Below are 23,946 nucleotides of genomic sequence, written 5' to 3'. Positions count from 1 at the left end.
CCAGTCCAACTTTCGGGGGCCAGTTCAGAATCAGATTCCCGGAGGGTTCCCCTCACAGACGATCAGCTGGTCGCGATGGCCGGGTCGCTTGTGGACGCCTGGCCGGTCTCCGCGTGGCCAGCGAAGCGCCGGACGTACTTTCCGTCGTGATCCGCCGTGACCGTGATGTCGTACCAGCCGTTCGCGACGCCCCACTTCGGCACCGCGCGCGAGGTGCCCGGGGCCAGCGTGTACCGGTAAGCCTCCGAAGGCGCGTAAGCATCGACGCCGGTGAAGGTGACCGTCCGGCTGGTCGGGTTCTTGAAGGTCACCGTGACATAGCCCGCGTCGTGCCGCGCGGTGACTTCCGGGCCCAAGCCGCCGATCGTCCCGGCCTGTTCGCGGAGCCAGCCGTTCGGGCCGAAAACCGAGTACTGGTACCAATCTCCTGCGCCGCTCGGCAGATGCCAGCTGTCGGTGACCGACTTGCGGCCTTCCACCGTGTACGGCCACGGCCCGTCCGAACGCATCCGGGACGTCACGTGGAATCCGGCTCCGGCGTCGCCGAGGTTGGCGAAGGTGAAGTACATCCGGCCGTCGCGGGCCTCGGTGTCCGCGGCCAGGTCGTACGGCAGTGCGCGGGCTTTGCGGGTGCCGGGTTCCTGCTTCGGCAGCGAACCGTTCGACGGCGGCACCGGGCGGTAGGTCGGCGGGGTGCTGTGGTCGGCGGGCGGCTGGTAGTCGCCGGTGCCGGGCAGGGACGGGACGCCGCTGTCGGCTCCGGTGAAGTCGAACGCCGACGTGAGGTCCCCGCACACCGCGCGGCGCCACGGCGAAATGTTCGGATTGTGCACGCCGAAACGCTTTTCCACGAACTGGATCAGCGAAGTGTGGTCGAAAGTCTGCGAACAGACCCAGCCGCCGGTGCTCCACGGCGAAACGGCCAGCAGCGGCACGCGCGGGCCGAGTCCGTAAGGCATTGCTTTGGTGTACGACGCGGCCGCGCCGCCTTCGTACCATTCCCCGGCGACGCTCGCCGTCGATTTGCCCCAGTTCGCGTCGCGCGGCGGGTACGGCGGGACGACGTGGTCGAAGAATCCGTCGTTCTCGTCGTACGTGATGAGCAGGACGGTTTTGCTCCACACGTCCGGATTCGACGTGAGCGCGTCGAGCACGCCGGAGACATACCAGGCACCGTAGTTGGCGGGCCACGCCGGATGTTCGCAGTACGCTTCGGGGGCCACGATCCAGGAAACCTGCGGCAGGCGGTTCGCTTTGACGTCCGCGGTGAGATGGTCGAAGAAACCGTCGCCCGCGCTGGCGTTCGTGCCGGTGCGCGCCTTGTCGTAGAGCGGCGTGCCCTGCGCGGATTTCTGGTACTGGGTCAGGTAAAGCAGCGAATTGTCGCCGTAATTGCCGATGTACGCGTCATCGGTCCAGCCCCACTTGTGCTCCTTGTCGAGGCCGTTGCCGACGTCCTGGTAGATCTTCCACGAAACCCCGGCCTTTTCCAGGATTTCCGGGAAACTGGTCCAGCCGTACCCGGATTCTTCATTGCCCAGCACCGGTCCGTTTCCGGAACCGTCGTTCCCGGTCCAGCCGGTGTACATGTAGTACCGGTTCGGGTCGGTCGAGGACAGCATCGAGCAGTGGTAGGCGTCGCAGACGGTGAACGCGTCGGCGAGCGCGTAGTGGAACGGGATGTCCTTGCGCGTCAGATACGCCATCGTGGTGCGGGTTTTCGCGGGGATCCACTTGTCCCACCGGCCGGTGCTCCACGCGGTGTGCGTGCCGTTCCAGTCGTGGTTGAGGTCCTCGATGAACGTGAGCCCCAGGTTGTCCTCGGCGGGCCGGAACGGCAGCGTCTCGGCGCCGGCGGAGTCGGCCTGGTGCCACACCGGTTTCCCGCTCGGCAGCGAGACCGGGCGCGGGTCGCCGAAGCCGCGGACGCCGTTGAGGGTGCCGAAATAGTGGTCGAACGACCGGTTTTCCTGCATCAGCACGACAACGTGCTCGACGTCCGCGAGGGTGCCGGTGCGCACGGCGGCCGGCACCGAAGCCGCCCGCGCGATGCTCGCGGGCAAAGCCGTGCCGGCCGCCGTGGCCGCGGCGAGGTGCATGAATCTGCGACGGCTGACCGATGACATCGATGTCTCCTCGAAAAGTCGGGGACAGTTTCGCGGACGCGTTCGGGAATTTCCCACCGGGAAAGGCCGAACGCATCATCGACGGATGATCCGCGCGCTGTCAACCGCCGACCGGGATGGCGCCCGTTCGTACTGCGTCACCGCCGGTTCGCTGCCTGTTTCACCGTCTTGATCACCGGTGCCGTTTCCACGTGGGTAACCGCGGGGAGCGCGGCGACGCTGGTGGTGAGGTAGCGGTACAGCTCTTGGTGGCTCGCGCACACCACCGTCGCGTACAGGTTGGTCGGGCCGGTGGTCGCGGCGGCGTACGCGACTTCCGGGTGCGCGGCGAGCGCGATGCCGGTTTCCTCCAGGGCCGCTGGGGCGACCGAAAGCCACAGCAGTGTCCGGATTCCCTTGCCGTACAACCGCCAGTCGAGATCGAGGTCGAAGTACAGCACGTCCCGTTCGCGCAGTTCCGCCATGCGGCGGCGGACGGTGGTCGGGGACCAGCCGGTCGCGGCGGCGAGCTGTTCGAATCCGGCGCGGCCGTCGTCGGCGAGGGCGGCGAGGAGCTTGCGGTCGCCGTCGTCGAGCGTCGCTGGGCCAGGGCGGCGGGGGAGCGGCGGAGGACGCAACCGGGCGACGGCGGCGTCGTCCAGCGTGCCGATTTTGGCGACTACGCTGTCGGAGCCGCCGTAGAACGCGTGCAGCACCGAATGCGCGGTGACGCCTTCGACTCGCGGCGTGCGGGGCAGTTTGGCCAGCAGCAACGCTTCGCTGTCGGCTGCGTTTTCGAGGCGGACCGTGCAGGTGATTTCGGTTCCGCCGGACGTCAGGCTCACCCACGCGGTGTCCGGCCGCCGCGCGAGGGCCTCGGCTACCGCGCCCGCCGCGGTGGGTGCGCACCGGATGCGCAGGAACCATTGCACCGCACCGGAAGCCGCCTCGTTGACGCCGCCGATGACCCGGACCGCTCCGGCCGACCGGAGCCGGGCGTAGCGGCGAGCGACGGTGCGATCCGACACGCCGAGTGCCTCGGCGATCGCGCTGAACGGAGCCCTGGGGTCGATCTGCAGGGCGTGCACGAGCTGCCGGTCGAGATCATCGTAGTCGGAATCCACCCCGCTGAGCGTACTCGTGTCGGAATCCGCCGCTATCCGGTCGCTTTCTGGCTCGCGGGCTCCTGGCGGGCCGAGAGTCGGTTCCGAACACCGACCCACGAGGGAGAGATCATGACTGCCGAGGTGCTTGTCGTCGGCGCCGGTCCGACCGGGATGACGATGGCGAACGAACTCCAGCTCGCCGGAGTGTCCTGTGTGCTGGCGGACCGGCTGCCGCGGGCCAGCGAACTGTCCAAGGCCGGCGGGCTGCAGTCCCGCACGCAGGAGGCGTTCGACCAGCGCGGCCTGCTCGAACCGCTGCTGGCCACCGGCGACTATCCGGTCACTGCCGCGCATTTCGCGGGCAATCTGCTGCCGCTGGTCCGCGAGCGGCACCGGTTCTCCTGGCGGTCGGTCCCGCAGGTGGCGATCGAGGGATTCCTGGAGAAACACCTTGCCGCGCAAGGAATCCGGATCCGGAGAAACCACGAGCTGGTCGGTCTGGCCCAGGACGCGGACGGCGTCACCGCGACCTTCGCCGACGGTGCGGTGATCCGGGCCCAGTACCTGGTCGCCGCCGACGGCGGGCGCAGCACGGTCCGGAAGCTGCTGGGCGCGGAGTTCTCCGGCCGTCCGGGGACGGCGACCACGGTGGCCGCCGACGTGCGGCTGAGCGCCGAGGTCCCGATGCACACGATCACCCCGGAGGGCTACCGCGCACAGGTGTTCCCGCTCGGCGTCGACGCCGAGGGACGGCCGCTGCGCCGGCTCACGCTCGGCGGACCCGGCTGGTCGCTGGAACGGGACGTCCCGGTCACCGAGGACGAACTCCGCGCCGGGCTGAAGACGGTCTTCGGCGACCGGGTGGAGCTGGTCGAAGTCCGCTACGCGCGCCGGATCACGAACGCCGCGCTGCAAGTCGCGCAGTACCGCCACGGCCGGGTTTTCCTCGCCGGTGACGCCGCGCATGTGCATCTTCCCCTTGGCGCGCAAGGGATGAACACCGGAATCCAGGATGCGATGAACCTCGGCTGGAAGCTCGCCGCGGCCGTGCGCGGCACCGCGCCCGAGGGGTTGCTCGACAGCTACTACGCGGAACGGCATCCGGTCGGCGCGGCGGTGCTGCGCAACGTTCAAGCGCAGTCGCTGCTCCTGGACGACGGCCCCGACTCGGCCGCCGCCCGGTCGTTGTTCGCGGACCTGGTGGGGCTGCCCGAAGTTCAGTACCTGCTGGACGACCTGCTGTCCGGCATGGGAATCCGCTACGCCGTCCCGGGCAGCGAGGAGCATCCGCTGGTGGGGCTGCCCGCGCCCGGCCTCGGCCCGGAACTGCGAACCGGACGCGGCGTTCTCGTGGACCCGGACGGACAATTCGGCGATCTCGCGACGCGGTGGGCGGACCGGGTGAACCGCGTTGAGACGGGTGCCGAAGCGATGCTGGTCCGTCCGGACGGATACGTGGCGTGGGCCGGTGATCCGCACCGGCTGGAGTCCGCGATTCGCCAGTGGTTCGGCGCGCCGGTGGGCTAGCGTGGCCGTCGTGCAGACCTGGCTGACCGACACCCGGACCTCGTACGACACCGTCGCCGCCAGCTACGCCGACCGGTTGCGCGACTCGATCGCCCGAAGCCCGTCGCTGCGCATGACGTTGGGATTGTTCGCCTCGCTGGTGCGGGAAACCGGTCCGGTCGCAGACGTCGGCTGCGGCACCGGGCACGTCACCGCGCACCTGAACGGCCTCGGTCTGGACGCGTTCGGCCTCGACCTGTCGCCCGGCATGATCGAGGTGGCGCGGCGGGACCACCCCGGGCTGCGGTTCGCGGTCGGTTCGATGACCGCGCTTCCGCTGCCCGACGCTTCGATGGCCGGGCTGTTGTCGTGGTGGTCGCTGATCCACGTCCCGGACGACGAGGTGCCGACCGCCCTCGCGCAGTTCCACCGTGTGCTGCGGCCCGGAGCGCCGGTCGCGGTCGGCTTTCACGTCGGCGACGTGGCCCGGGTGAAGACGCAGGGGTACGGCGGGCATCCGATGCAGGTGCACGTCTATCGCCGCCGTCCCGCGCAGGTGTCGGAGTGGTTGCGCGAGGCCGGGTTCAGCGTCGAGGCGGAGTGGGTGGAGGAGCTGGACAGCGAAGTGCCGCAAGCGGTTGTCTACGCTCGCCGCTGAGTTCAGCCGAGCTCCAGTTTCGCCAGCCGCGGCAGCACGCCGTCGCGCCAGCCCGGGCCCATCCGCTCGCACGCGTCCGCCTGGCGTTTGTCGTCGAGGTCGAAGCCGGAGTGGTTCAGCAGGAGCCGGGTGCCCTGGCCCTCGGCGACGAGCGTCCAGGTGAGAGTCCAGTCGCCGTTGAAGGTGTAGACGAACCTCGACGGCGGCTCGGATTCGAGGACCCGGCAAGGGATCGAGCCGAACCCGGGCATGTCCAGGTGGAACTCGTGCCCGACGTCCGGGCCGATGTCGCCCGGTGCCCACCACTTGGCGTGCAGTTCGGGATCGGTGAGCGCGCGCCAGACCTTTTCCGGTGCGGCGGCGATGAACTGGTCGACCGAGATGCTGCCGATCCGGGCGTACGTCACGGGGTTTCCTCCTCCGGCTGGTGCTGAGCCAGGAGAATCCGAGTTTCGTGTTCTCGTTGTGGGAGCACACCGCCAGAGGTTCCTTCGTGCGGGCAGCCGCGGCCGCCGCCGTCCGCGGAACCCGGCGGAGCAAAAGGAATTCATCGTGCACGGCATCTTCGTCGAGCACCAGCGCGACGTGGACGCGGCGAATGAGGAAGCCGCGAAAAAGAGTCTCCGCGACTCCCGCGACTCCCGGCACCCACGTCCAGGCGGCGGACAAGTCCTGAAGCTTCCTCGACCATTCGACGCGGCGACGCGGTGATGCCGTCCCCGCCGCGTTACTCGTCTCGCCGGGCCAGCACTCGCCGGGCGATGTCCCGGACGCGCTCCCGGTCGTCGTCCCGCACTGACTCGATGACCTGCCAGGAGAAGGTACTCCTGGAACAAGTAGTGGTCGGAGGCTGCCAGGGACGTGCGCAACCCTCGGGCGATCAGGTCCGCGACCCCGGGGAACTCGTCGAGAAAGCTCAAGTCCCAGTTCGGTCCGGGGCCGACTGCCCGGGCGAGCTCCTCGAACCGGCGGAACTCCTCGTCGGCGGACGGGCGGGTCACCTTCGCGGCCGAGAGTCTGATGAGCGACCAACGTAGGAGAACCCGCGCGCCCGCCGCAAAGGTTTTTCCGGTTACCCGATCGGGTCACCGGGCAACCCCTCGCCAGCCGACGCGTCTTGCTGTTGTCACCGCGAAGCTGCCGAAAGGACGTCCTCCCCATGCACCTCCGCCGATGGGCCGTCCTGGCCTCCGCCGCCGCACTGATCGCCGTCGCGGCGGCGGCTCCGGCAGCGGCGGTGATCGGCGGTTCGGTCAGCCATTACGGACCATGGGCGGTGCGGATGCTGGTCGACGGCAGGCCCGAATGCACCGGCACCGCGATCAGCCGGGAGTGGATCATCAGCGCCGACCACTGCTTCGCCGAGGCCGCGCAGCCGATCGCCGATTCCCGGATCGAGTTCCGCGTCGGCAATCTCGACCAGCGGCTCGGCACGGTGGTCAAGCCGGTCCCGGGGAGCCGCAACAACCACACGCTCGCGGACCTCATGCTGATCAAGGTCACCCCGATGGACGTCACCCCGGCGAAGCTGCCGACCGGCGGACCGGTGCGGCCGGGCGAGACCGTTCGGCAGCTCGGCTGGGGCGCGACCTGCACCGGCGACGAGAACAGCTGCCAATCCGACGTGCTCAAGCAGGTGGACGCGAAGGTCATCGACCCCGACGACCCGCGCTGCGAGGGCATGACCGTCTCCGGCGGCACCGATTTCTGCGCGCTGACCACGACCGGCGTCACGGCGGGCGGCGACTCCGGCGGTCCGGTCATGTCCACCGCCGATCGCGACACTCTGGTGGGGGTCACCAGCAAATCCGACCGCAGCAGCCTCGCGGCCGACGGCGACGTCTTCGGTCAGCTGGACTGGATCAAGAAGACCATCAAGGGCTGACCGTCAGAACGGCGCTCCGCAGCGCACGTACGGCTTCGTCGCGCGCGCCGGTCAGTGCGGGGTAGTCCGTGGCGCGCGGGGCGCGAAGTGGGACGTGGCGCGGCAGTTGCGCGAAGCGGTCTGACACCGCGTCGAGCACGTCGGGGCCCCAGGGGCCGCCCAGCACGATGAGTTCCGGGTCGGACACCGTCACCAGAGCGAGCAGCACGCCGCAGATCGCCTCGGCGAGGGTGTCGAGGACGTCGTCGGATTTGATCGCGGTTCGCAGGGCGGCGACGTCGATCGTGGTCGAATCCGGTTGGCGGACACCGAGATCCGCGAAGACGTCGATGAACGTCGTCGCCTGACCGTCGGTGCCGCGCGTGAGGACGTGCGCGATTTCTCCGGCGAGACCGGCGTGCCCCCGCCGCACTTCGCCATCGGCGACGACCGCGCAGCCGAGGCCTTCGCCGAGGAAGAGGTAGGCGAAATCGCCGGCGGCCTGTTCGGTGCGGGCGGCCCAGTTGACGTCGTTGTCCACGGTGACCGGGCCCGCCACCACTGGCGCGAGGACGTCGGCGGGGGAGAGTTCCCCGAGCAGGAACGGGGAATCGGGCAAATGGACGAGTTTCCCGGTGGCCCGGTCGACCGGATCGGCGGCGCTGACGACCGCGAGCCGGAGCGGTCCCGCGTCGGCGGCGACCCGGGCGGCGGCCTTGCGCAGCGCCTGGGCGACCTTCCGCGGACGCACCGGGCGGCCGAGGTCTTCGACGTGCCGGGCGAGCACCTCGCCGAAAACGTCGACGGCTTCGGCGACCGCGCCGTCGTGGCCGATGCTCACGACCAGGGCCGTGCCGAGGTCGTCGGCCAGTGCGTAGTAGGTGCCGACGCGACCGCGGCCGGTGGTGCGTTCGCCGGTGTCGCGCAGCAGGCCGGCCTCGGCGAGCCGGGCGACGCTGTCGCCGACCGCGGGCTTGGAAATGCCGGTGCGGGCGGCGATCTGCGCGCGCGTCAGCTGCCGTTCGGCGAGCAGCGCCCGCAGGACGTGCTCGTCGGTCAGCGACCGGAGCAGGTCGAGGGAGGGCTTGGCCGGGGTCATCGGCGCGAGTCTAGCCGATTTAGTCAGGACTGTTGCCTGAATCCGCGCGGGCGCCTTACCGTCGAATCAGTAAGGAGCCCTTCCTGAATGGAGCGAGCGTTATGCAGCTTCCCCCGTTGCCGCACTGGGAGACCGCGCCGGACGACCTCCCGGCCGCGATTCGCGAGACCAAAACCGCGCTGCGGGCGCGGATCGAGGCGTCCGGGCGCACCGTGGAAGAGGTGTTCGCGGTGATCGAGGCTCGCGTCGCCGCCGCGGTCGAGGAGATCGAGGCGGCGAAAGCGCGCGGCGAGGAGATCTGGCCGGTGCTGGAGTACGCCGACATCGAGGCGGGCCGGGTCTCCGAAGACGACCTGCACCGGATCCGGAAGCGCGGCTGCCTGATCGTGCGCGGGCACTTCCCGCGCGAGCAGGCGCTGGCGTGGGACAAGGGGATCGTCGACTACGTCGAGGGCAACCGGTTCTTCGAGAACTACCGCGGTCCCGGCGACAACTTCTTCGGCAGCCTGGTCTCCCGGGCCGGGATCTACCCGATCTACTGGTCGCCCGCGCAGATGGAGGCGCGGCAAAGCGACCGGATGGCGCGCGTGCAGGCGTTCCTCAACGCGCGGTGGAAGTCGGAATCCGACGGTGTCCGGTGGTTCGACCCGGGCCGGGATTCGCTGTACCCGGACCGCATCCGCCGCCGTCCGCCGGGCGCGGATTCCGGCGGTCTCGGCTCGCATCTCGACCCGGGCACGCTCGACCTGTGGATGACCGAGGCGTACCAGCGGGCGTTCCGGCATCTGTTCGACGGCACCGTCGAGTCCTACGATCCGTGGGACGCCGCGCACCGCACGGCCGGGCCGCAGTTCGAGGGTTCGACGATGTGCTCGGTTTTCCGCACTTTCCAGGGCTGGACCGCGCTGTCGGACATGAAACACGATCAGGGCGTGCTGCACGCGGTGCCGATTCCGGAGGCGATGGGCTATCTGATGCTGCGCCCGCTGCTGGCCGACGTTCCCGATGACGACATGTGCGGCGTCCTGGTGAACCACGTGTTCGCGGCCAGCGAGGAATGGCATTCCTTGCTGCTGCGGGCTTCCAGCGGCATTCCGGACGTGCGGGCCGGGGATTCCGTGTGGTGGCACTGCGATCTGATCCACAGCGTCGCGCCGGTGAAGAACCAGCAGGGCTGGGGCAACGTCATGTACATCCCGGCCGCGCCGTGGTGCCCGCGGAACGAGGCGTACGCCGGGGCGGTGCGGGAGGCATTCGAGACTGGTTCGAGCCCGTCGGACTTTCCTCCCGAGCATTACGAGCGCTCCTGGCCGGACCGGTTCGCCCCGGAACAGCTGAACGCGACCGGACGGCGCGGCCTCGGGATCGGGTGAAAGTGGTCTAGTCCATTCGGGGCGTCATGGACGTTCAGGGCAAGACGTGCCGATGCTGGCGGTCCCGCCTGTGGCGATGTCCAGAAATGCTTGAGTCGCCGCGGTAATCGGCCCGGACCGGTAGATCAGCCACTGCGGGAGTGTTTCCGGCGGCGAAAACCGGAGCACCTCCGCACCGGCCCGGCGGGCCAGTTCCGCCCAGCCGTCCGGCATCAGGCTCGCGCCGATCCCGCGCAGCACCATCGGCAGCACCACGCTCCGGTCGCCCACCTCGGCCGCGATCGACAGGTCCCGCACGGTCGCCGCGAGCCGGTCGAAGAAGCCGCGTACCGCGGTCGGCGACGTGGTGACCACGAACTGCATCCCGCTGAGCTCAGCCCGCTCCACGGCCCCGTCCGAGCCGATTTCCGTACCGGGCGGGGCGACCAGCAGCAGTTCCTCGTCCCGCAGGTGGTGCGCGATCAGACCCGGCCCGACCGGGCGTTCCGCGCTCCCGCACACCCCGGCCTCGCACCGGCCCTGCACCACCATCGCGACCACCTCGGCCGCCGACAACGCTGCCGACGTGCTCACCAGCACGCCCGGATACCGCGTGCGCATCTCGGCGACGATGCTGATCACCGGCTCCAGCGCGGACGACGACGTGGCCGCGACGTCGATCCGCCCGGCCGGTCCGTCGCCCGCCAGCCGCGCGGCGGCGCGCAGGGCGTCCAGGTCGCGCAACACCAGCCGGGCGCGTTCGGCGAGCAGTTCGCCGGCGTTCGACAGCACCGCGTTGCGGCCGACCCGGTGGAACAGCTCGACGCCCAGGTCCTGTTCCAGCTTCGCGATCGCCCGCGACAACGACGGCTGCGCCACCCGCAACGCCCTCGCCGCGTGCGTGAACCCACCGTGCTCGGCGATCGCGACGAAGTATTCCAGCTGGCGGCGTTCCATAGCGATACGCTATCGGACTGGTGTCTCAGATGTCTTTGACGTACCGCCAGCCCGCGCGCGACGATAGGGCCCATGGTCCAGACGCGCCCGACGTTGCAGGGCACCTTCGGCATGGTGTCGTCCACCCACTGGCTCGCCTCGGCGGCCGCGATGGCGGTTCTCGAGGACGGCGGCAACGCCTACGACGCGGCGGTCGCGGGCGCGTTCGTGCTGCACGTCGTCGAACCGCACCTCAACGGGCCGGGCGGCGAGGTGCCGATGATCCTCGCCCCGGCAGGCGGCGCGCCCAAGGTGCTGTGCGGGCAGGGTCCCGCGCCGGCCGGAGCGACGATCGAGCACTACACCTCGCTCGGCCTGGACCTCGTCCCCGGCACCGGCCCGCTCGCCGCCGCGGTGCCCGGCGCGGTCGAGGCGTGGCTGCTCCTGCTGCACGACCACGGCACGAAGTCGTTGCGCGAGGTCCTCAAGTACGCCATTCACTACGCGGCGGACGGCCATCCGGCAGTCGAGCGCGTCGGCGCGACGGTGGAGACCGTCCGCGAACTGTTCGAGAACGAATGGACGACGTCGGCCGAGCTGTACTTGCCCGGCGGGGTCGCGCCGAAACCCGGTGGGCTGCTGAAGAATCCCGCGCTCGCCGAGACCTGGCGCCGGCTGATCGCCGAAGCCGAGGCGGCCGGGAGCGACCGGGAAGCGCAGATCGAGGCGGCGCGGAAGGCGTGGCGCGAGGGGTTTGTCGCGGAAGCGCTCGCCGCCTTCGCCGCGAAACCGGCGATGGACTCGTCCGGCGAACGGCACGCGGGCACCCTCACCGCCGACGACATCGCCGCGTTCCGGCCGACCTATGAGGACCCGGTCACCTGCACCTGGAACGGCTGGACCGTCGCGAAAGCCGGGCTGTGGAGCCAAGGTCCGTCCTTCCTGCAGCAGCTCGCGCTCCTGCCGGACGAGCTGGAGTACGCGACGCCGGAGTACTACCACCGGCTCATCGAGGGCACGAAGCTCGCGATGGCCGACCGCGAGGCCTGGTACGGCGACAGCGCGGAAGTGTCCGTCGAGGCGCTGCTCTCCCCGGAGTACACCGAGGCCCGGCGCAAGCTGATCGGCGAGCGCGCGTCCTTCGACCTGCGGCCGGGAAGCCCGGAAGGCCGCACGCCCCGGCTGAGCCGACACGTGCACTACGTCGCGGGCGGCGGCGTCACCGCGTCGGCGATCGGGGCGGGGGAGCCGACCGTCGCGAAGGACGGCCTGACCCGCGGCGACACCTGCCACCTGGACGTCGTCGACCGCTGGGGCAACATGATCGCCGCGACCCCGAGCGGCGGCTGGCTGCAGTCCAACCCGGTGGTGCCGGTGCTGGGTTTCCCGCTCGGCACCCGGTTGCAGATGGCGTGGCTCGACCCGGGCCTGCCGAACTCGCTCGCCCCGGGCAAACGGCCGCGCACCACGCTTTCGCCGTCGCTCGCCCTGCGCGACGGCGTCCCGGTGATGGCGTTCGGCACCCCCGGCGGCGACCAGCAGGACCAGTGGAACTTCCACTTCTTCCTCGGCACCGCGTTGCGCGACAAGGTCCGCGGCGGGCTCGATCTGCAAGGAGCGATCGACGCGCCGAACTGGCACACCGACAGCTTCCCGAGCTCGTTCTACCCGCGCGGCATGGCGGCGGGCAGCGTGACGGTGGAGTCGCGGATCGGCGCGGAGGTGATCGCCGCGCTGGAAAGCCGGGGGCACGACGTGACGGTCGGCGAGCCTTGGTCGGAGGGGCGGCTGTGCGCGGTGGCGAAGGACCCGGAAACCGGGGTCCTGTCGGCCGCCGCGAACTCGCGCGGGGCGCAGGGGTACGCCGCGGGGCGGTAGCGGGGATTGACAAGCGCTGTCCCGAAAAGGACAGCGTTTGTCAGTGCTTTCGGCAGATTTACAACGTTGTATCGCGGTGTCACACTGAGGTCGCTCGGTTTCTTCTTTCCCGTGTCCGGTCGCCGACCGAAAGAAGCTGTCGATGTCCTCCTCTGCATCTCCCCGCGAAGTCAGCCGCCGCGCCGCGCTGCGCTGGGCGGGCACCGGCGCGGCCGCCGCGGTCGCGCTCTGGCGCCTTCCGGAACTGGTCCAGTCCACCGCCGCCGCGGCTCCCGCGGGCACGCTGCGCCCGCCCGCGACGCCGCTCGTGGTGCGCTCGCCGTATCTCTCGACCTGGCAGGCAGCGGACACCCTGCCCGGCACCTGGTCGACGTTCTGGAACGGGCACGTCACCGCGTTGTGCGGCATCGCCCGGATCGACGGCGCCGCGTACGTGTTCGCCGGTGCGCCACAGCTGCCGTCCGGTCCGGGCCTGACCCCGATGACGCAGAACTCCTTGCAGGTCACCGCGACTCGCTCGATCTACGAACTCGCCGGCGGCGGCGTGACCCTCACCGTCACCTTCTTCTCACCGGTCGACCCCGGCAACCTCCAACGGCAATGCGTGCCGTTCGGCTACGTCACCGTCGCCGCCGCGAGCACCGACGGCCGGGCCCATAGCGTTTCGCTGCATTTCGACTCGTCGGCCGAGTGGCTGCAATGGGATTCGGCCACGCCGGTCGGCTGGCAGCACCAGGAATCCGGCGGCATCACCTCGCTGAGCGTCCAGGCCGCTTCGCCGACCGCGCTCGCCGAGGACGGGCACGACCAGCCGCGCTGGGGTTCGCTCGTGGTCGCGGCGCCTTCGGCCGGCGTGACCTGGCAGATCGGGCAGGACACGGTCGTGCGCGCGGCGTCGGCGAACGGGGGAGCGCTGCCCGGGACGAGCGATCCGGACCAGCCAAGAGCGATCAACGACCGCTGGCCGGTCCTCGCGTTCGCCAAAGACCTGGGCACGATCCAGCCGGGTGCGGCAGCCGACCCGCTGGTGGTGGCGATCGGCCACGTCCGGACGCCCGCGGTCAGCTACCTCGGTGCGCAGCTGGCGCCGTGGTGGACGCATTACTGGTCCTCCTGGCAGGACATGGTCGCGTGGTTCCACGCCGACTATCCGGCCGCGCTCGCCGCGGGGATCGCACTGGACCAGCGGATCGACAGCGAAGCGTCCGCCGCGGCCGGCGACCATTACGCGGCGATCTGCGCGCTCGCCCTGCGCCAGGCGTTCGGCGGCACCGAACTGGCCGACCGGAACGGCTCGCCGTGGGCGTTCCTGAAGGAGATCTCGTCCAGCGGCAATGTGTCCACAGTGGACGTGATCTACCCGGCGCTGCCCGGCTACCTCCATCTCTCGCCGGATTTCGTCCGGCTGCTGCTGGAACCGGTGCTGGATTACGCGGAGCACGGCGGCTGGCCGATGACGTTCTCGGAACACGACATCGGCGCGTCCTATCCGAACGCGGCCGGGCACAACGACGGCAACGAGGAAAGCATGCCGGTCGAGGAATCGGCGAACATGCTCATCATGTCCGCCGCGGTGGCGCAGCGCCTGGATTCCGCGGCGGCGAAGGCGTTCGCCAGCACTCACTACGGAATTCTGCGGCAATGGGCCGAATACCTGGTGGGCAACACTCTCGATCCGGGCAACCAGAACCAGACCGACGACTTCACCGGATGGATCGCGCACAGCGCCAACCTCGCGTTGAAGGGCATCATCGGGGTCGGCGCGATGGCCGTTCTGGCCGACGTCACCGGAAATTCCGCCGATGCCCTGCGGTACCGCTCGATCTCGCGGTCGTACATCAGCCAATGGACAACCTTGGCCGACGACGGCTCGCACCTGCGGATGGCATACGACCAGCCGGGCACCTGGAGCTTGAAGTACAACGGTTTCGCGGACCGGCTGCTGGGCCTCGACCTGGTACCGCTCGGCACTGCTGCCCGGGAAGCCGCCTGGTACCAGTCGAAACGAGGCGCGCACGGCGTCCCGCTGGACCTCCGCCACGACTACACCAAAGCCGACTGGGAGTTGTGGACGGCCGCTTGGCTGACCGACCACACCGACATCCGCACGACGCTTGTCGAAGGCGTCTACAGTTTCGCCAACACCACTGGTTCGCGGGTTCCGTTCTCAGACTGGTACTTCGTCGCCGACGCCCGGCAATCCGGCTTCCAAGCACGTCCGGTCGCCGCTGGATACTTGGCCTTGCTGCCGCGCCCAGCCGCCTCGACGACGTCGTGGCGGCGGATTCAGAACCAGCGATCCGGGAAACTGCTGGCGGTGCAGGACATGTCGCTTTCGGACACTGCCGACGTGACGCAATGGCAGGACAACGGCACGGTCGATCACGTGTGGACAGTCGTGGACAGCGGCGACGGAACGGTGCGGATCATGAACCGCAACAGCGGCAAGGTACTCGCGGTGCACGACCAGAGCCTCGACAACGGCGCGCACGTGCAGCAGTTCCAGGACAACGGAACGCCGGATCACCTGTGGCGCATCGTGGACGCGGGCGGCGGCTGGTGGAAGCTCGTGAACGTCCACAGTGGAAAGGTGATGGCGGTCGACCAGCAGTCCACTGCGGACGGTGCACAAGTGACTCAGTGGGACGACAACGGGACGCCGGACCACCTGTGGCGGTTCATCTGAGCCGGGTTACCGGGAGACGGAAGCGGCGGAATCCGTGTATCGCGCACGAAGTTCTCGCTTGAGCAGCTTCCCGGTGGCATTGCGCGGAAGCTCTTCCACCACCTCCACCCGGCGGGGGCACTTGAAAGCGGCGATCCTTTCGCGGCAATAAGCGATCACCGCGTCCCCGTCGAGGGAGTCTCCGGCCGGAACCACCACCGCGATCACGGTTTCGCCCCACTGCGGATCCGGCGCGCCGATCACCGCGACGTCGGCGATGTCCGGATGCCGGTGCAGCACCTGCTCGACCTCGATCGGGTAAACGTTCTCGCCGCCGGAAATGATCATGTCCTTTTTGCGGTCCACCAGCGTCACGAAACCGTCGGCGTCGCTGCGGGCCAGGTCGCCGGAATGGAACCAGCCGCCGCGCAGGGTCTCGGCGCTCGCTTCGGGCAGGCCCCAATAACCGGCGAAGACGTTCGGTCCGCGCAGCACCAGTTCGCCGACCGTCCCGGTGGGCACGTCGTCGTCGCGTTCGTCCACGATCCGCGCCTCGACGTGCAGGAAGGGCCGTCCGACGGACCCGGCGTGCGAGCGCACGAACGCCGATTCCAGCACCAGTGCGGCGGGGGAGAGCTCGGTCATCCCGAAACCTTCCACAAAGGTCAGTCCCTTGCCCTCGTAGAACTCGATCACCGGCAGCGGGCACGGCGCGCCGCCGCACAGCAGATACCGCAGTCGCGACAGGTCGTAGGAATCGAAATCCGGGACCTGCGTCATCGCCGCCCACATCGCGGGCACCATGAAGTGGACGGTGACCTTCTCCCGCTCGATCAGCGCGAGTGTCTCTTGTGGATCGAACTTGCCCGCGACCACCACGGTGCCGCCCGCGTACAGCAACGGCAGGGTGAACAGCGCCAGCCCGCCGATGTGGAAAAGCGGGGCGACCGTCAACGTGATGTCCGAGGGGAGGATGCCTTCCCCGGAGGTGAGCACGTTGATCGCGTTCGCCTCGAGATTGCCGTGGGTGAGCATGGCACCCTTGGGTCGCCCGGTGGTGCCCGAGGTGTACATCAGCACCGCGACGTCGTCCGGCCCGGTCGGTTCGGGCGCGACGCGGCCCTCCCGGGCGAGTTCGCTGTTGTTGACCAGCGTCCGAGCGCCGGAAGCCTCCTTCGCGAGCGCGGCGAAGGTGTCGTCGTGCACCACGACCACCGGCCGGGCGTCGTCGAGCAGATACTCGACTTCGGCCGCCGCGAGCCGGAAGTTGATCGGCAGCGTGATCGCGCCGAGCCACGCCACCGCGAAAAGCGTTTCGAGGTAGCCGGTGGAATTCAATCCGAGCAAGGCCACCCGGTCGCCCTTGCGCACGCCCAGCTCGCGCAGCGCCGCGGCTCGCCCCGCGACCCGGCGCTCGAGATCGGCGTACGTGATCCGTTCGCCGGTCTCGGCGGCCACGAGCGCGACCGACTCGGGGGTGACGGTGCTGCGCCGGGCAATCCACTGCGCCAAGCTCGATGCCATGCCGAGACTCCTTCGTCGCCGGGGACCACGACGAAGGTAACCGTACGGACGGTCAGTGGTCAAACCTTCGGTTACAGTGGGCCGATGCCACCCAAAGGCCGCGCCGGGGACATCCTGGCGACGTTCACCCGCTACGTCGCCGAACGCGGGTACGACGCCACGAACTTCTCCGACATCGCCGGCGAACTGGGGCTGTCGAAGGGCACGATCGTGCACCACTTCGGCACGAAGGACCGGCTGCTCGCCGCGCTGCACGAGTCGTACATGCGCCGCAGGCTCGCCGAGGCCGCGCTGATCCGCGACCGCCTCCCGACCCCGACCCGGCAACTGGCCGGGCTGCTGTACGCGTTCGTGCTGTACCAGGTGGTGGACCGGGAGGCGACCGTCGCGTTCCAGCGCGAGGTCGTCCGGCTCGCCGACCACGAAGCGATGGCCGAGGGCCGCCGGATGCGCGCGGAATACCTCGACCTGGTGCGGGCGGTGCTGTCCGCGGGCGTCGAGTCGGGGGAGTTCCGCGCGTGCGACGTCGAGGTGCAGAGCCTGCTGATCTTCGGCTCGGCGCAATGGGCGTGGACGTGGTTCGACCCGACCGGCCCGGTATCGGCGGAGCAGGTGGGCGCGCAGTTGGTCGAACTGGTCCTGGGCGGACTGTTGACGCGCCGCGCCCGGCTCAACGGGCTGACCGAGGCGGACGGCAAGGTGGTTCAGGTGGTGCGTCAGTCCATTGCGGACACTAACGGATCCTGAGTCGCCGCATCATCTTCAGTCCGGACAGCATTCCTTCCACGTACTTCTCGTACTTCTGCCCCGGTCGCGGGCTCATCACCGGCTTCTTCAGCACCGCCAGGTTCTGCACGTCGGTGTACTTCAACAGCCCCTGATCCCCGTGCCGGGCGCCGACTCCGGATGTCTTCACGCCGCCGGACGGAGTCCCCTTGGCGGCGTACGCCGTCGCCAGGCTGTCGTTCACGTTGACGTTGCCCGTCTCCAACCGGGCCGCCACCGCGGAAGCTGCGCGAAGGTCCTTGCCCCACACCGAAGCGTTCAGCCCGTAATCGGTGTCGTTGGCCAATTCGACGGCCTCGTCCACCGTCCGGTACCGATGCAAGGCCACCACCGGGCCGAATGTTTCGGTGACCCCGCACAGCATGTCCTTCGTGACGCCTTCCAGAATGGTCGGCTCGAAGAACGCCGGGCCGAGATCCGGCCGGGGACGGCCGCCGCACAGGACGGTGGCTCCCTTTTCGACCGCATCGTCCACATGGGACTTGACCCGGTTCATGTGGTCCACCGAAACCAGCGAACCCATTTCCGGGCCGAAATCGTAAGCGGCCCGTACGTCGAGCGAAGAAGCCTTGGCCACAAAGGCTTCCTTGAATTCCTCGTAGCGCGACTGCGGCAGATAGATCCGTTCGATGTGCATGCAGATCTGCCCGGTGTTCCCGAACGCGCCGAACACCGCGCCCGGTACCGCGTCCGCGAAATCGGCGTCCGGCAGCACGATCATCGGGTTCTTGCCGCCGAGTTCGAGACAGCAGCCGATGAGGTTCCGGCCCGCCTGCTCGCCGATCACCTTCCCGGTGGCGGTGGAGCCGGTGAACATGACGTAGTTCGCCTGGTCGATGAGCGTCGGACCGACGTCCGGGCCCTCGCCGCACACGACCTGGAACAGGCCCCGCGGCAGCCCGGCTTCTTCGAGCAGTTGCACGCCGTACAGCGGCGAAAGCGCGGTCTTGTTGTCCGGCTTCAAGACCACCGCATTGCCCGCCATCAGCGCTGGGATGGCGTCGGAAATGCCGGTAGCGAAAGGGAAATTCCACGGCGCGATGATCCCGACCACGCCCTTGGGCACCCGGATCTCGGTCGAGGACGACACTAGCGGCACCGGTCCGCCGCGCCGTGTCGGAGCCAGGAGTTTAGGCGCGCGCCGCAGATAGTGGCTCATGATCATCGGCGGATCGCACGTTTCCTCGATCGCCATCCGCCGGTTCTTGCCGCTTTCGACCTGGATCAGGTCGGCGATCGTCCGTGCGCGGTCGATGAACAGCGAATGCGCCCGCCGGAACACTGCGAGCCGCTGTTTGAGCGGCGTCGCGGCCCATTTCTTCTGCGCCGTCCGCGCGGTGGCGAACGCCTGCTCGATGTCCGAGGGCGTCGATTGCGGCAGGTCCACCAGGACGTCGCCGGTGTAGACCTCGGTGAGCGGCCACACCGCGCCGCCCGAACCCGGCACGCGCGCGACGAGCCCGCGGAGGAATTCGTCGGTCGCCGAAGCCGGGCGGGTGGGCCGGACCGGGGTGAGGGTCATGGGTCTCGCGCTCCCGTCAGTTGCCGGAAAGGACCAGCTGCGCGCCCATTTCGCCGATCATGATGCAGGGCGCGTTGGTGTTGCCGCCGGTGATCGACGGCATGATCGAGGCGTCGCAGACCCGCAGCCCGTCGACCCCGCGCACCTTGAGGTCGGGCCCGACGACGGCCAGGTCGTCCACGCCCATCCGGCAGGTGCCGACGCCGTGGTAGACCGACGTCGCGCGGTTGAGGATCGCGTCGCGCAGTTCCTGGCCGCGCAGCTGCTTGCCCGGGTGGATCTCCTCGTTGACCGAGCCCTTGAACGCCTTCGACGCGAAGATCTCGCGCACCATCTCGGAGCCCTCGCCGAGCACTTCCAGGTCGGCCGGGTCGGAGAGGTACTGCGGGTCGATCAGCGGCGCAGCGGCCGGGTCCGCCGAGGCGAGCCGGATCGTGCCGCGGCTCTTCGGGTAGATCAGCGTGGTGAGCACGGTCAGCGCCGGCCGCTTGTCGACCGGATGCCGGACCGGCGCGTCCTGGTTCGGCGAGACGTACGCCCACGGCAGCAGGTGCAGCTGCAGGTCCGGGACGTCCGCGGCCTGCGACGTCTTGAGGAACGCGAGCGCTTCGAACACCGAGTTCGCCAGGAACGTCGAACCCGGCTTGAGCAGTTCGCGGGCCATCCCGCGGGCGAAATACGGTGCGGTGCCCTTGTTCTTGCACGAGGAGACCTGGAACGTCAGCGCGTGGAACATGTGGTCGTGCAGGTTGTCGCCGACCGGCAGATCGGCGAGCACGTCGATGCCGTGCTCCTTGAGGTGCTCGGCGTGCCCGATCCCGGACAGCATCAGCAGTTGCGGCGACCCGACGAACCCGGCGGCGAGGATGACCTCCTTGCCCGCCCGGACCGTGCGGCGGGTGCCGTTGGCGTCGGTCACCTCGACGCCGGTCGCGCGGCCGTTCTCGATCACCACTTTCCGCACGAACACCCGGGACTGGATCTCGAGCGTCCGGGGCGCGAGGTGGTGCAGGTAGCCGCGCGAGGCGCTGTAGCGCAGGCCGTCGGCAGCGTTCTGCTGCATCCGGCTGACGCCCTCCTGGGATTCGCCGTTGTAGTCGTCGATGATGTCGCAGCCGATCGCGTCGGCCGTCGCGTCGAGGAACTGCAGCGTGCCTTCCTGCGGGATCTTGTTGCGGGTGATCTTGATCGGCCCGCCCGCGCCGCGGAAGGCGTTCTCGCCGTCCTCGAAGTCCTCCATGCGCTTGTACGCGGCGTTGACGCTGTCGGCGTCCCAGCCGGTGTTGCCCTCGGCCGCCCAGGAGTCGAAATTCGCCCGGTTGCCGCGGACGTAGACCATCCCGTTGACCGAACTGGAGCCGCCGAGCACCTTCCCGCGCGGCACCGGCATGCGCCGATCGAGAACATGTTTCTGCGGCACCGAGTAGAAGCCCCAGTCGCTCGTTTTCTTCAGCTGGGGCACCGCGTGCAACGGGGCCACCAACCCCGGCTTGCGCAACAGCAGCTGCTCGTCGCTCTTGCCCGCTTCGAGCACGATCACGCTGGCCCCGGACTCCGCGAGCCGCCCGGCGACGGCAGCCCCCGAGCTGCCCGACCCGACGACCACGTAGTCGGCTTCGCTCTTCCGGGCCACCCTGGCTGCCATGTCCGCTCCTCGTCCCGCGCCCCGCCGAAACTATAACCTGTTCTAGTTCAGGCACGGTATAGCTTTCCCGCCGACCGCGCAACGCTTCGCGCGCGGACCTGATTGACTTGCCCCCATGGGGACCGAGGAAGCGAACCGCCGCATCGACGCCGCGCTCGCCGTCGGGGAGACGACGCTGGATTGCCGCTGACGGAAGTCCCGCGGCGGGTGGCGGACATCGGCGGTCTCGAGAAGCCGGAGGCCGACCGGGGCCGGCTCGTCGAGCTGCCGTGCTCGCTGGCCCGTCTCGGGCTCGCCGAATTGTTCGCCGACGGCGGCCGGTTGGCGGAGCTGCCTGCCTCGCCGGCGCGATGCCTGGACCCCGCGTGAGGGGCCTTGCTCCGTTCGGTGCGACCCCGCGCACACTGGCTGCGCAAACCAGGCGATAGCGGACACCCCGGACGCTCGGGCGATTGACGACCGGCCGGACACCGCCGTACGGTGCTGCTCGCGCGACGGCTTCCCGAAGCCGGTGAGATTCCGGCACGGTCGCGCCACTGTGTGCCCATCCCGGGCGAGTCAGGTCGAGGAGCCGTCGTCAGGTCCACCCGCAAGGGACGCGTCATCCCGAAGGAGAGCCATGGCCACCATTCCGGCCGACCGGTCCACCCCGGTCGTTCTGCCCGTGTCGAAAGCCGCGCTGCTGCTCGGCGCCACCATCGTCGGCGCGCTGCTGCTGTACTACTTCGTCGGCGTCGACCAGGGCGCGGTCTCGATCTTCGGCAGCGACACGCACGTGCACGAGTTCGTCCACGACGCGCGGCACTTCCTCGGCTTCCCCTGCCACTGACGCGCCCGGAACGGACAACCGAACAATGCAGAACAAGCTGATTCTGCGCGGCCTCCTCGCCGGAGCGCTGGGCGGATTGCTGGCGTTCGTCTTCGCCCGGATTTTCGCCGAACCGCTGACCCAGGCGGCCATCGACTACGAATCCGGCCGCGACGAGGCGCAGATGGCGCTCGACAAGGCCGCCGGGATGCCGACCGAGCACGAGGGGCACGAGATTTTCAGCCGTGCCGTGCAGGGCAACCTCGGCATCGGGCTCGGCATGGTGCTCTTCGGCGTCGCGATGGGCCTGTTGTTCGCGGTGACGTACACCGTGCTGCTGGGCCGCGTCGGCCGGATCCGCGCGCGGGTGCTGGCGGTGCTCGTCGCCGGGGCCGGATTCCTGTCGCTGTACCTCGTGCCGTTCCTGAAATACCCGGCCAACCCACCGGCGATCGGGCACGAAGCGACCATCGGCGCGCGCACCGGGCTGTACCTGACGATGGTCGTCGCGTCGGTGATTTTCCTGGTCGCGGCCGTCGTCGCGGGCAAGCGGCTCGCCCCGAAGCTGGGCAACTGGAACGCGACGCTCGTCGCGGGCGCCGGGTTCGTGGTGCTGTGCGCGCTGCTGATGGCACTGCTGCCCTCGCTGGGTTCGCTGGCGAGCAACGTCGCCGAGTACGGCCCGCAGACCAGCGAAACCCCGCTGCCGCTCAAGGGTCCCGACGGTCAGATCGTGTACCCCGGATTCCCCGCCGACACGCTCGTCGGGTTCCGGCTGTACTCGGTGCTGGCGCAGGTCATCCTGTGGGGGACCATCGCGCTCGTGTTCGGCCCGCTCGCCGAACGCGTGCTCGACCGCGGGCGCGCGGTTACCGTCGAGGCGTGAACCCGCTGACCGGACTGGGCCCGTTCTTCGCCGTCGACACGCATTCGGCCGACGAACCGGTGGGGCCGTGGCATCCGTTGTCCGAGGTCCTGGACGACGGCCCGGTTCTGCGCGAACGCGTCGCGCAGAACCGGGCCGTGCTCGGCGGCGATTTCGTGGAACTGCGGGTCGCGGCGTCGATCGCGCATCTCGGGTTGGCGGCTCGGATCATCTCGCCCGCGCTGGGTCTCGCTGTTGGTGCGGCAGCGGTGCCGGACTACTCGACGGCGTGGTGGCAGCCGAAGCTCGGTGGTGCCTTTCCGTTGTCGTTGAAGGAAAACCCGCCGGTTGAGTCCGATGTGGTCAGTGCCTTCGCATCGCGGGTCTTGCGCGGTCCGTTGGCACGGTTGGACAAAGCGATGGCGCAGTTCTCGCTGGCGCGGAACGTCCGGCGGGGGAACGTGGCGTCGGCGCTGAACGGGGCGGTGACGGTGCTGCGGTCCGAGCGTCCGGAGTGGACTGACCGGGTTGCCGGAATTGTCGCCGCGCTGGAGGAATTGCCGGAACTTTCCGGTACCGCGACTCGGGAGCACGGCCGATTCCGTCGCCGCAGCTGCTGTCTTTTCTATCGGGCGGCCCCGGACCGCGACGGCCCGAAATGCGGGGATTGCGTGCTGGTCTGAACTGGGCCGAATGCCGAAAACCTCCCGGTGACCCTGCAATCGAGACCTGCGCGAGGAACACTCGGGGAGGAGAGCATCGGGAGGCCGCCATGCGCAGGTATCGCAACTACTGGACCTACAGCGCCGGCCTGCTCGTCGCGTGGGGGCTCGTCTTCCTGCTCGCCGGCCTGCTCCGCGGCGGACACGAGGTGCAGCTCGTGCTGCCGGTGTTCGGCGGCTTCTGCATCGGCTGGGTCAGCACGACCATCGCGCGGTACGTCTACCCGCCGCCGAAGCAGTGGCTGAGCTGAACCGTCTCCCAGTCTCCGGGACGATTGCCGCCGCTGTGCCGTCGTGGTCCATAAGCTCGGCCCGGTGTTCTTCTCTTTCATCGCACTGACCGGCCGTTCGAGGAAACGTGGATGATCCCCGTGGCGGAGTGGATCGCGCTGCACGATCTCGTGCACCGTTACGCCGCGCGCGTCGACGAGCGGGACTTCGCGGGCGTCGCCCAGCTGTTCGGCGACGACGGAGTGCTCGTCCTGCCGAATCCGCCGCGCGACTTCGGTCCGGTCCGGGAACATCGCGGTCCCGAAGGCGTGGTTGCCGCCTTGGCCGTCCTTGAGGAGGTGTCCCTGACCGCGCACGGCATCACCGGCGTCGTCTTCGACCCCGGCGACCATCCCGCCGCCGCGCGCGGGCGGGTCACCTGCGTCGCCCATCACGTCAGCCCGCGCGACGGCCGATTCTCCGACGCGGTGTGGCATCTCCACTACCTCGACCGCTACGCGAAAACCGGCGGCGAATGGCGGTTCGCGCGCCGCGAGGTGCACCTCGATCTGATCGGAACCCGGGAGGTCCGCGCGACCCGCCTCGGCCGGTGAGCTGCGCCGAGTCACCCGAACGGGCGGACCCGCCAGGGGCGGCGACGTGACGGTTTTGCCCGGAAACTGCGTAAGGTCGAA

At 69.4% G+C, this 23,946-nt stretch carries 21 protein-coding genes and 1 riboswitch; of the genes, 13 read left to right on the top strand and 8 right to left on the bottom strand.

Translation table 11 applies throughout. The features are described from left to right. Positions 1–62: 62 nt before the first annotated feature. Positions 63–2,126: a phosphocholine-specific phospholipase C gene (locus EIZ45_RS10595; protein ID WP_134662448.1), complete on the bottom strand. Its 2,064-nt coding sequence runs from the start codon at positions 2,124–2,126 to the stop codon at positions 63–65. Between the two features lie 137 nt (positions 2,127–2,263). After that, entirely contained in the window at positions 2,264–3,229 is a 966-nt protein-coding gene (locus tag EIZ45_RS10590) for an Lrp/AsnC family transcriptional regulator (protein WP_134662447.1), read from the bottom strand. A gap of 111 nt (positions 3,230–3,340) precedes the next feature. Between EIZ45_RS10590 and EIZ45_RS10585 the strand changes: the two genes are divergently transcribed. Both EIZ45_RS10585 and EIZ45_RS10580 read left to right on the top strand, forming a co-directional pair. Beyond that, on the top strand, positions 3,341–4,738 hold the full coding sequence (locus EIZ45_RS10585; RefSeq protein ID WP_134662446.1) for an FAD-dependent monooxygenase: 1,398 nt from the start codon (positions 3,341–3,343) through the stop codon (positions 4,736–4,738). Position 4,739: 1 nt separating this feature from the next. Then, positions 4,740–5,375, top strand: a complete 636-nt coding sequence (locus EIZ45_RS10580) for a class I SAM-dependent methyltransferase (RefSeq protein WP_134662445.1) — start codon at positions 4,740–4,742, stop codon at positions 5,373–5,375. 2 nt (positions 5,376–5,377) lie between these two features. Here the strand turns inward: EIZ45_RS10580 and EIZ45_RS10575 are convergent, their stop codons facing one another. Continuing rightward, positions 5,378–5,782 (bottom strand): SRPBCC domain-containing protein, encoded by a 405-nt coding sequence (locus tag EIZ45_RS10575; RefSeq protein ID WP_134662444.1) that lies wholly within the window; start codon positions 5,780–5,782, stop codon positions 5,378–5,380. Between the two features lie 752 nt (positions 5,783–6,534). Here EIZ45_RS10575 and EIZ45_RS10565 point away from each other — a divergent pair. Then, complete coding sequence (locus EIZ45_RS10565; RefSeq protein WP_134662443.1) at positions 6,535–7,260, top strand: trypsin-like serine protease; 726 nt, start codon at positions 6,535–6,537, stop codon at positions 7,258–7,260. Here EIZ45_RS10565 and EIZ45_RS10560 read toward each other — a convergent pair. Next, complete coding sequence (locus EIZ45_RS10560; protein WP_134662442.1) at positions 7,250–8,338, bottom strand: ROK family transcriptional regulator; 1,089 nt, start codon at positions 8,336–8,338, stop codon at positions 7,250–7,252. The two genes, EIZ45_RS10565 and EIZ45_RS10560, sit on opposite strands and share 11 nt — an antisense overlap. A gap of 101 nt (positions 8,339–8,439) precedes the next feature. Between EIZ45_RS10560 and EIZ45_RS10555 the strand changes: the two genes are divergently transcribed. Beyond that, positions 8,440–9,711 (top strand): YbiU family protein, encoded by a 1,272-nt coding sequence (locus EIZ45_RS10555; RefSeq protein ID WP_134662441.1) that lies wholly within the window; start codon positions 8,440–8,442, stop codon positions 9,709–9,711. 24 nt (positions 9,712–9,735) lie between these two features. On the opposite strand, the gene EIZ45_RS10550 is transcribed toward EIZ45_RS10555, so the two are convergent. Next, positions 9,736–10,647, bottom strand: coding sequence for a LysR family transcriptional regulator (locus EIZ45_RS10550; protein ID WP_134662440.1), 912 nt, complete (start codon positions 10,645–10,647; stop codon positions 9,736–9,738). A gap of 72 nt (positions 10,648–10,719) precedes the next feature. Here EIZ45_RS10550 and EIZ45_RS10545 point away from each other — a divergent pair, with 72 nt between their 5' ends. Next, complete coding sequence (locus EIZ45_RS10545; protein WP_134662439.1) at positions 10,720–12,504, top strand: gamma-glutamyltransferase family protein; 1,785 nt, start codon at positions 10,720–10,722, stop codon at positions 12,502–12,504. Between the two features lie 142 nt (positions 12,505–12,646). Beyond that, positions 12,647–15,190, top strand: a complete 2,544-nt coding sequence (locus EIZ45_RS10540; RefSeq protein WP_134662438.1) for a DUF5127 domain-containing protein — start codon at positions 12,647–12,649, stop codon at positions 15,188–15,190. Between the two features lie 6 nt (positions 15,191–15,196). Here the strand turns inward: EIZ45_RS10540 and EIZ45_RS10535 are convergent, their stop codons facing one another. Then, positions 15,197–16,693: a long-chain fatty acid--CoA ligase gene (locus EIZ45_RS10535; RefSeq protein WP_134662437.1), complete on the bottom strand. Its 1,497-nt coding sequence runs from the start codon at positions 16,691–16,693 to the stop codon at positions 15,197–15,199. Between the two features lie 84 nt (positions 16,694–16,777). Between EIZ45_RS10535 and EIZ45_RS10530 the strand changes: the two genes are divergently transcribed. Then, on the top strand, positions 16,778–17,440 hold the full coding sequence (locus tag EIZ45_RS10530) for a TetR/AcrR family transcriptional regulator (RefSeq protein ID WP_134662436.1): 663 nt from the start codon (positions 16,778–16,780) through the stop codon (positions 17,438–17,440). On the opposite strand, the gene EIZ45_RS10525 is transcribed toward EIZ45_RS10530, so the two are convergent. Beyond that, positions 17,427–19,001 (bottom strand): succinic semialdehyde dehydrogenase, encoded by a 1,575-nt coding sequence (locus EIZ45_RS10525; RefSeq protein WP_134662435.1) that lies wholly within the window; start codon positions 18,999–19,001, stop codon positions 17,427–17,429. The two genes, EIZ45_RS10530 and EIZ45_RS10525, sit on opposite strands and share 14 nt — an antisense overlap. Positions 19,002–19,017: 16 nt before the next feature. Beyond that, on the bottom strand, positions 19,018–20,646 hold the full coding sequence (locus EIZ45_RS10520; protein ID WP_134662434.1) for a GMC family oxidoreductase: 1,629 nt from the start codon (positions 20,644–20,646) through the stop codon (positions 19,018–19,020). Between the two features lie 180 nt (positions 20,647–20,826). Here EIZ45_RS10520 and EIZ45_RS10515 point away from each other — a divergent pair, with 180 nt between their 5' ends. The 6 genes from EIZ45_RS10515 to EIZ45_RS10490 all read left to right on the top strand — a co-directional run bounded on the left by EIZ45_RS10515 (position 20,827) and on the right by EIZ45_RS10490 (position 23,865). Beyond that, the gene (locus EIZ45_RS10515; RefSeq protein ID WP_134662433.1) at positions 20,827–21,015 is read left to right on the top strand and encodes a hypothetical protein; all 189 of its coding nucleotides are present in this window, start codon (positions 20,827–20,829) and stop codon (positions 21,013–21,015) included. A gap of 138 nt (positions 21,016–21,153) precedes the next feature. After that, a riboswitch (cobalamin riboswitch) is annotated at positions 21,154–21,209 on the top strand. Positions 21,210–21,265: 56 nt separating this feature from the next. Continuing rightward, positions 21,266–21,475: a CbtB-domain containing protein gene (locus EIZ45_RS10510; protein ID WP_037820126.1), complete on the top strand. Its 210-nt coding sequence runs from the start codon at positions 21,266–21,268 to the stop codon at positions 21,473–21,475. A gap of 25 nt (positions 21,476–21,500) precedes the next feature. Beyond that, on the top strand, positions 21,501–22,340 hold the full coding sequence (locus EIZ45_RS10505) for a CbtA family protein (RefSeq protein ID WP_134662432.1): 840 nt from the start codon (positions 21,501–21,503) through the stop codon (positions 22,338–22,340). Beyond that, positions 22,337–23,002 carry a (2Fe-2S)-binding protein gene (locus EIZ45_RS10500; protein WP_205669852.1) on the top strand — a complete coding sequence of 222 codons (666 nt, stop codon included), beginning with the start codon at positions 22,337–22,339 and terminating at the stop codon, positions 23,000–23,002. The genes EIZ45_RS10505 and EIZ45_RS10500 overlap by 4 nt, the downstream gene beginning before the upstream one ends. An 89-nt stretch (positions 23,003–23,091) precedes the next feature. Then, positions 23,092–23,292 carry a hypothetical protein gene (locus EIZ45_RS10495; protein ID WP_134662430.1) on the top strand — a complete coding sequence of 67 codons (201 nt, stop codon included), beginning with the start codon at positions 23,092–23,094 and terminating at the stop codon, positions 23,290–23,292. Positions 23,293–23,403: 111 nt separating this feature from the next. After that, entirely contained in the window at positions 23,404–23,865 is a 462-nt protein-coding gene (locus EIZ45_RS10490; protein WP_134662429.1) for a nuclear transport factor 2 family protein, read from the top strand. Positions 23,866–23,946: the final 81 nt, after the last annotated feature.

Origin of the sequence: Amycolatopsis sp. CFH S0740, assembly GCF_004522315.1 — a bacterium.
In the GTDB taxonomy this organism is placed as follows: Bacteria; Actinomycetota; Actinomycetes; order Mycobacteriales; family Pseudonocardiaceae; genus Amycolatopsis; species Amycolatopsis nivea.
The sequence above is the reverse complement of the archived record's forward strand: the minus strand, read 5'-3'. Positions and strand labels throughout refer to the sequence as shown.

Excerpts from the sequence above, each read along its gene's own strand:
- EIZ45_RS10595 (WP_134662448.1), bottom strand. The coding sequence starts at position 2,126 with ATGTCATCGGTCAGCCGTCGCAGATTCATGCACCTCGCCGCGGCCACG.
- EIZ45_RS10585 (WP_134662446.1), top strand. The coding sequence starts at position 3,341 with ATGACTGCCGAGGTGCTTGTCGTCGGCGCCGGTCCGACCGGGATGACG.
- EIZ45_RS10565 (WP_134662443.1), top strand. The coding sequence starts at position 6,535 with ATGCACCTCCGCCGATGGGCCGTCCTGGCCTCCGCCGCCGCACTGATC.
- EIZ45_RS10560 (WP_134662442.1), bottom strand. The coding sequence starts at position 8,338 with ATGACCCCGGCCAAGCCCTCCCTCGACCTGCTCCGGTCGCTGACCGAC.
- EIZ45_RS10555 (WP_134662441.1), top strand. The coding sequence starts at position 8,440 with ATGCAGCTTCCCCCGTTGCCGCACTGGGAGACCGCGCCGGACGACCTC.
- EIZ45_RS10550 (WP_134662440.1), bottom strand. The coding sequence starts at position 10,647 with ATGGAACGCCGCCAGCTGGAATACTTCGTCGCGATCGCCGAGCACGGT.
- EIZ45_RS10545 (WP_134662439.1), top strand. The coding sequence starts at position 10,720 with ATGGTCCAGACGCGCCCGACGTTGCAGGGCACCTTCGGCATGGTGTCG.
- EIZ45_RS10540 (WP_134662438.1), top strand. The coding sequence starts at position 12,647 with ATGTCCTCCTCTGCATCTCCCCGCGAAGTCAGCCGCCGCGCCGCGCTG.
- EIZ45_RS10535 (WP_134662437.1), bottom strand. The coding sequence starts at position 16,693 with ATGGCATCGAGCTTGGCGCAGTGGATTGCCCGGCGCAGCACCGTCACC.
- EIZ45_RS10530 (WP_134662436.1), top strand. The coding sequence starts at position 16,778 with ATGCCACCCAAAGGCCGCGCCGGGGACATCCTGGCGACGTTCACCCGC.
- EIZ45_RS10525 (WP_134662435.1), bottom strand. The coding sequence starts at position 19,001 with ATGACCCTCACCCCGGTCCGGCCCACCCGCCCGGCTTCGGCGACCGAC.
- EIZ45_RS10520 (WP_134662434.1), bottom strand. The coding sequence starts at position 20,646 with ATGGCAGCCAGGGTGGCCCGGAAGAGCGAAGCCGACTACGTGGTCGTC.
- EIZ45_RS10510 (WP_037820126.1), top strand. The coding sequence starts at position 21,266 with ATGGCCACCATTCCGGCCGACCGGTCCACCCCGGTCGTTCTGCCCGTG.
- EIZ45_RS10505 (WP_134662432.1), top strand. The coding sequence starts at position 21,501 with ATGCAGAACAAGCTGATTCTGCGCGGCCTCCTCGCCGGAGCGCTGGGC.
- EIZ45_RS10495 (WP_134662430.1), top strand. The coding sequence starts at position 23,092 with ATGCGCAGGTATCGCAACTACTGGACCTACAGCGCCGGCCTGCTCGTC.
- EIZ45_RS10490 (WP_134662429.1), top strand. The coding sequence starts at position 23,404 with ATGATCCCCGTGGCGGAGTGGATCGCGCTGCACGATCTCGTGCACCGT.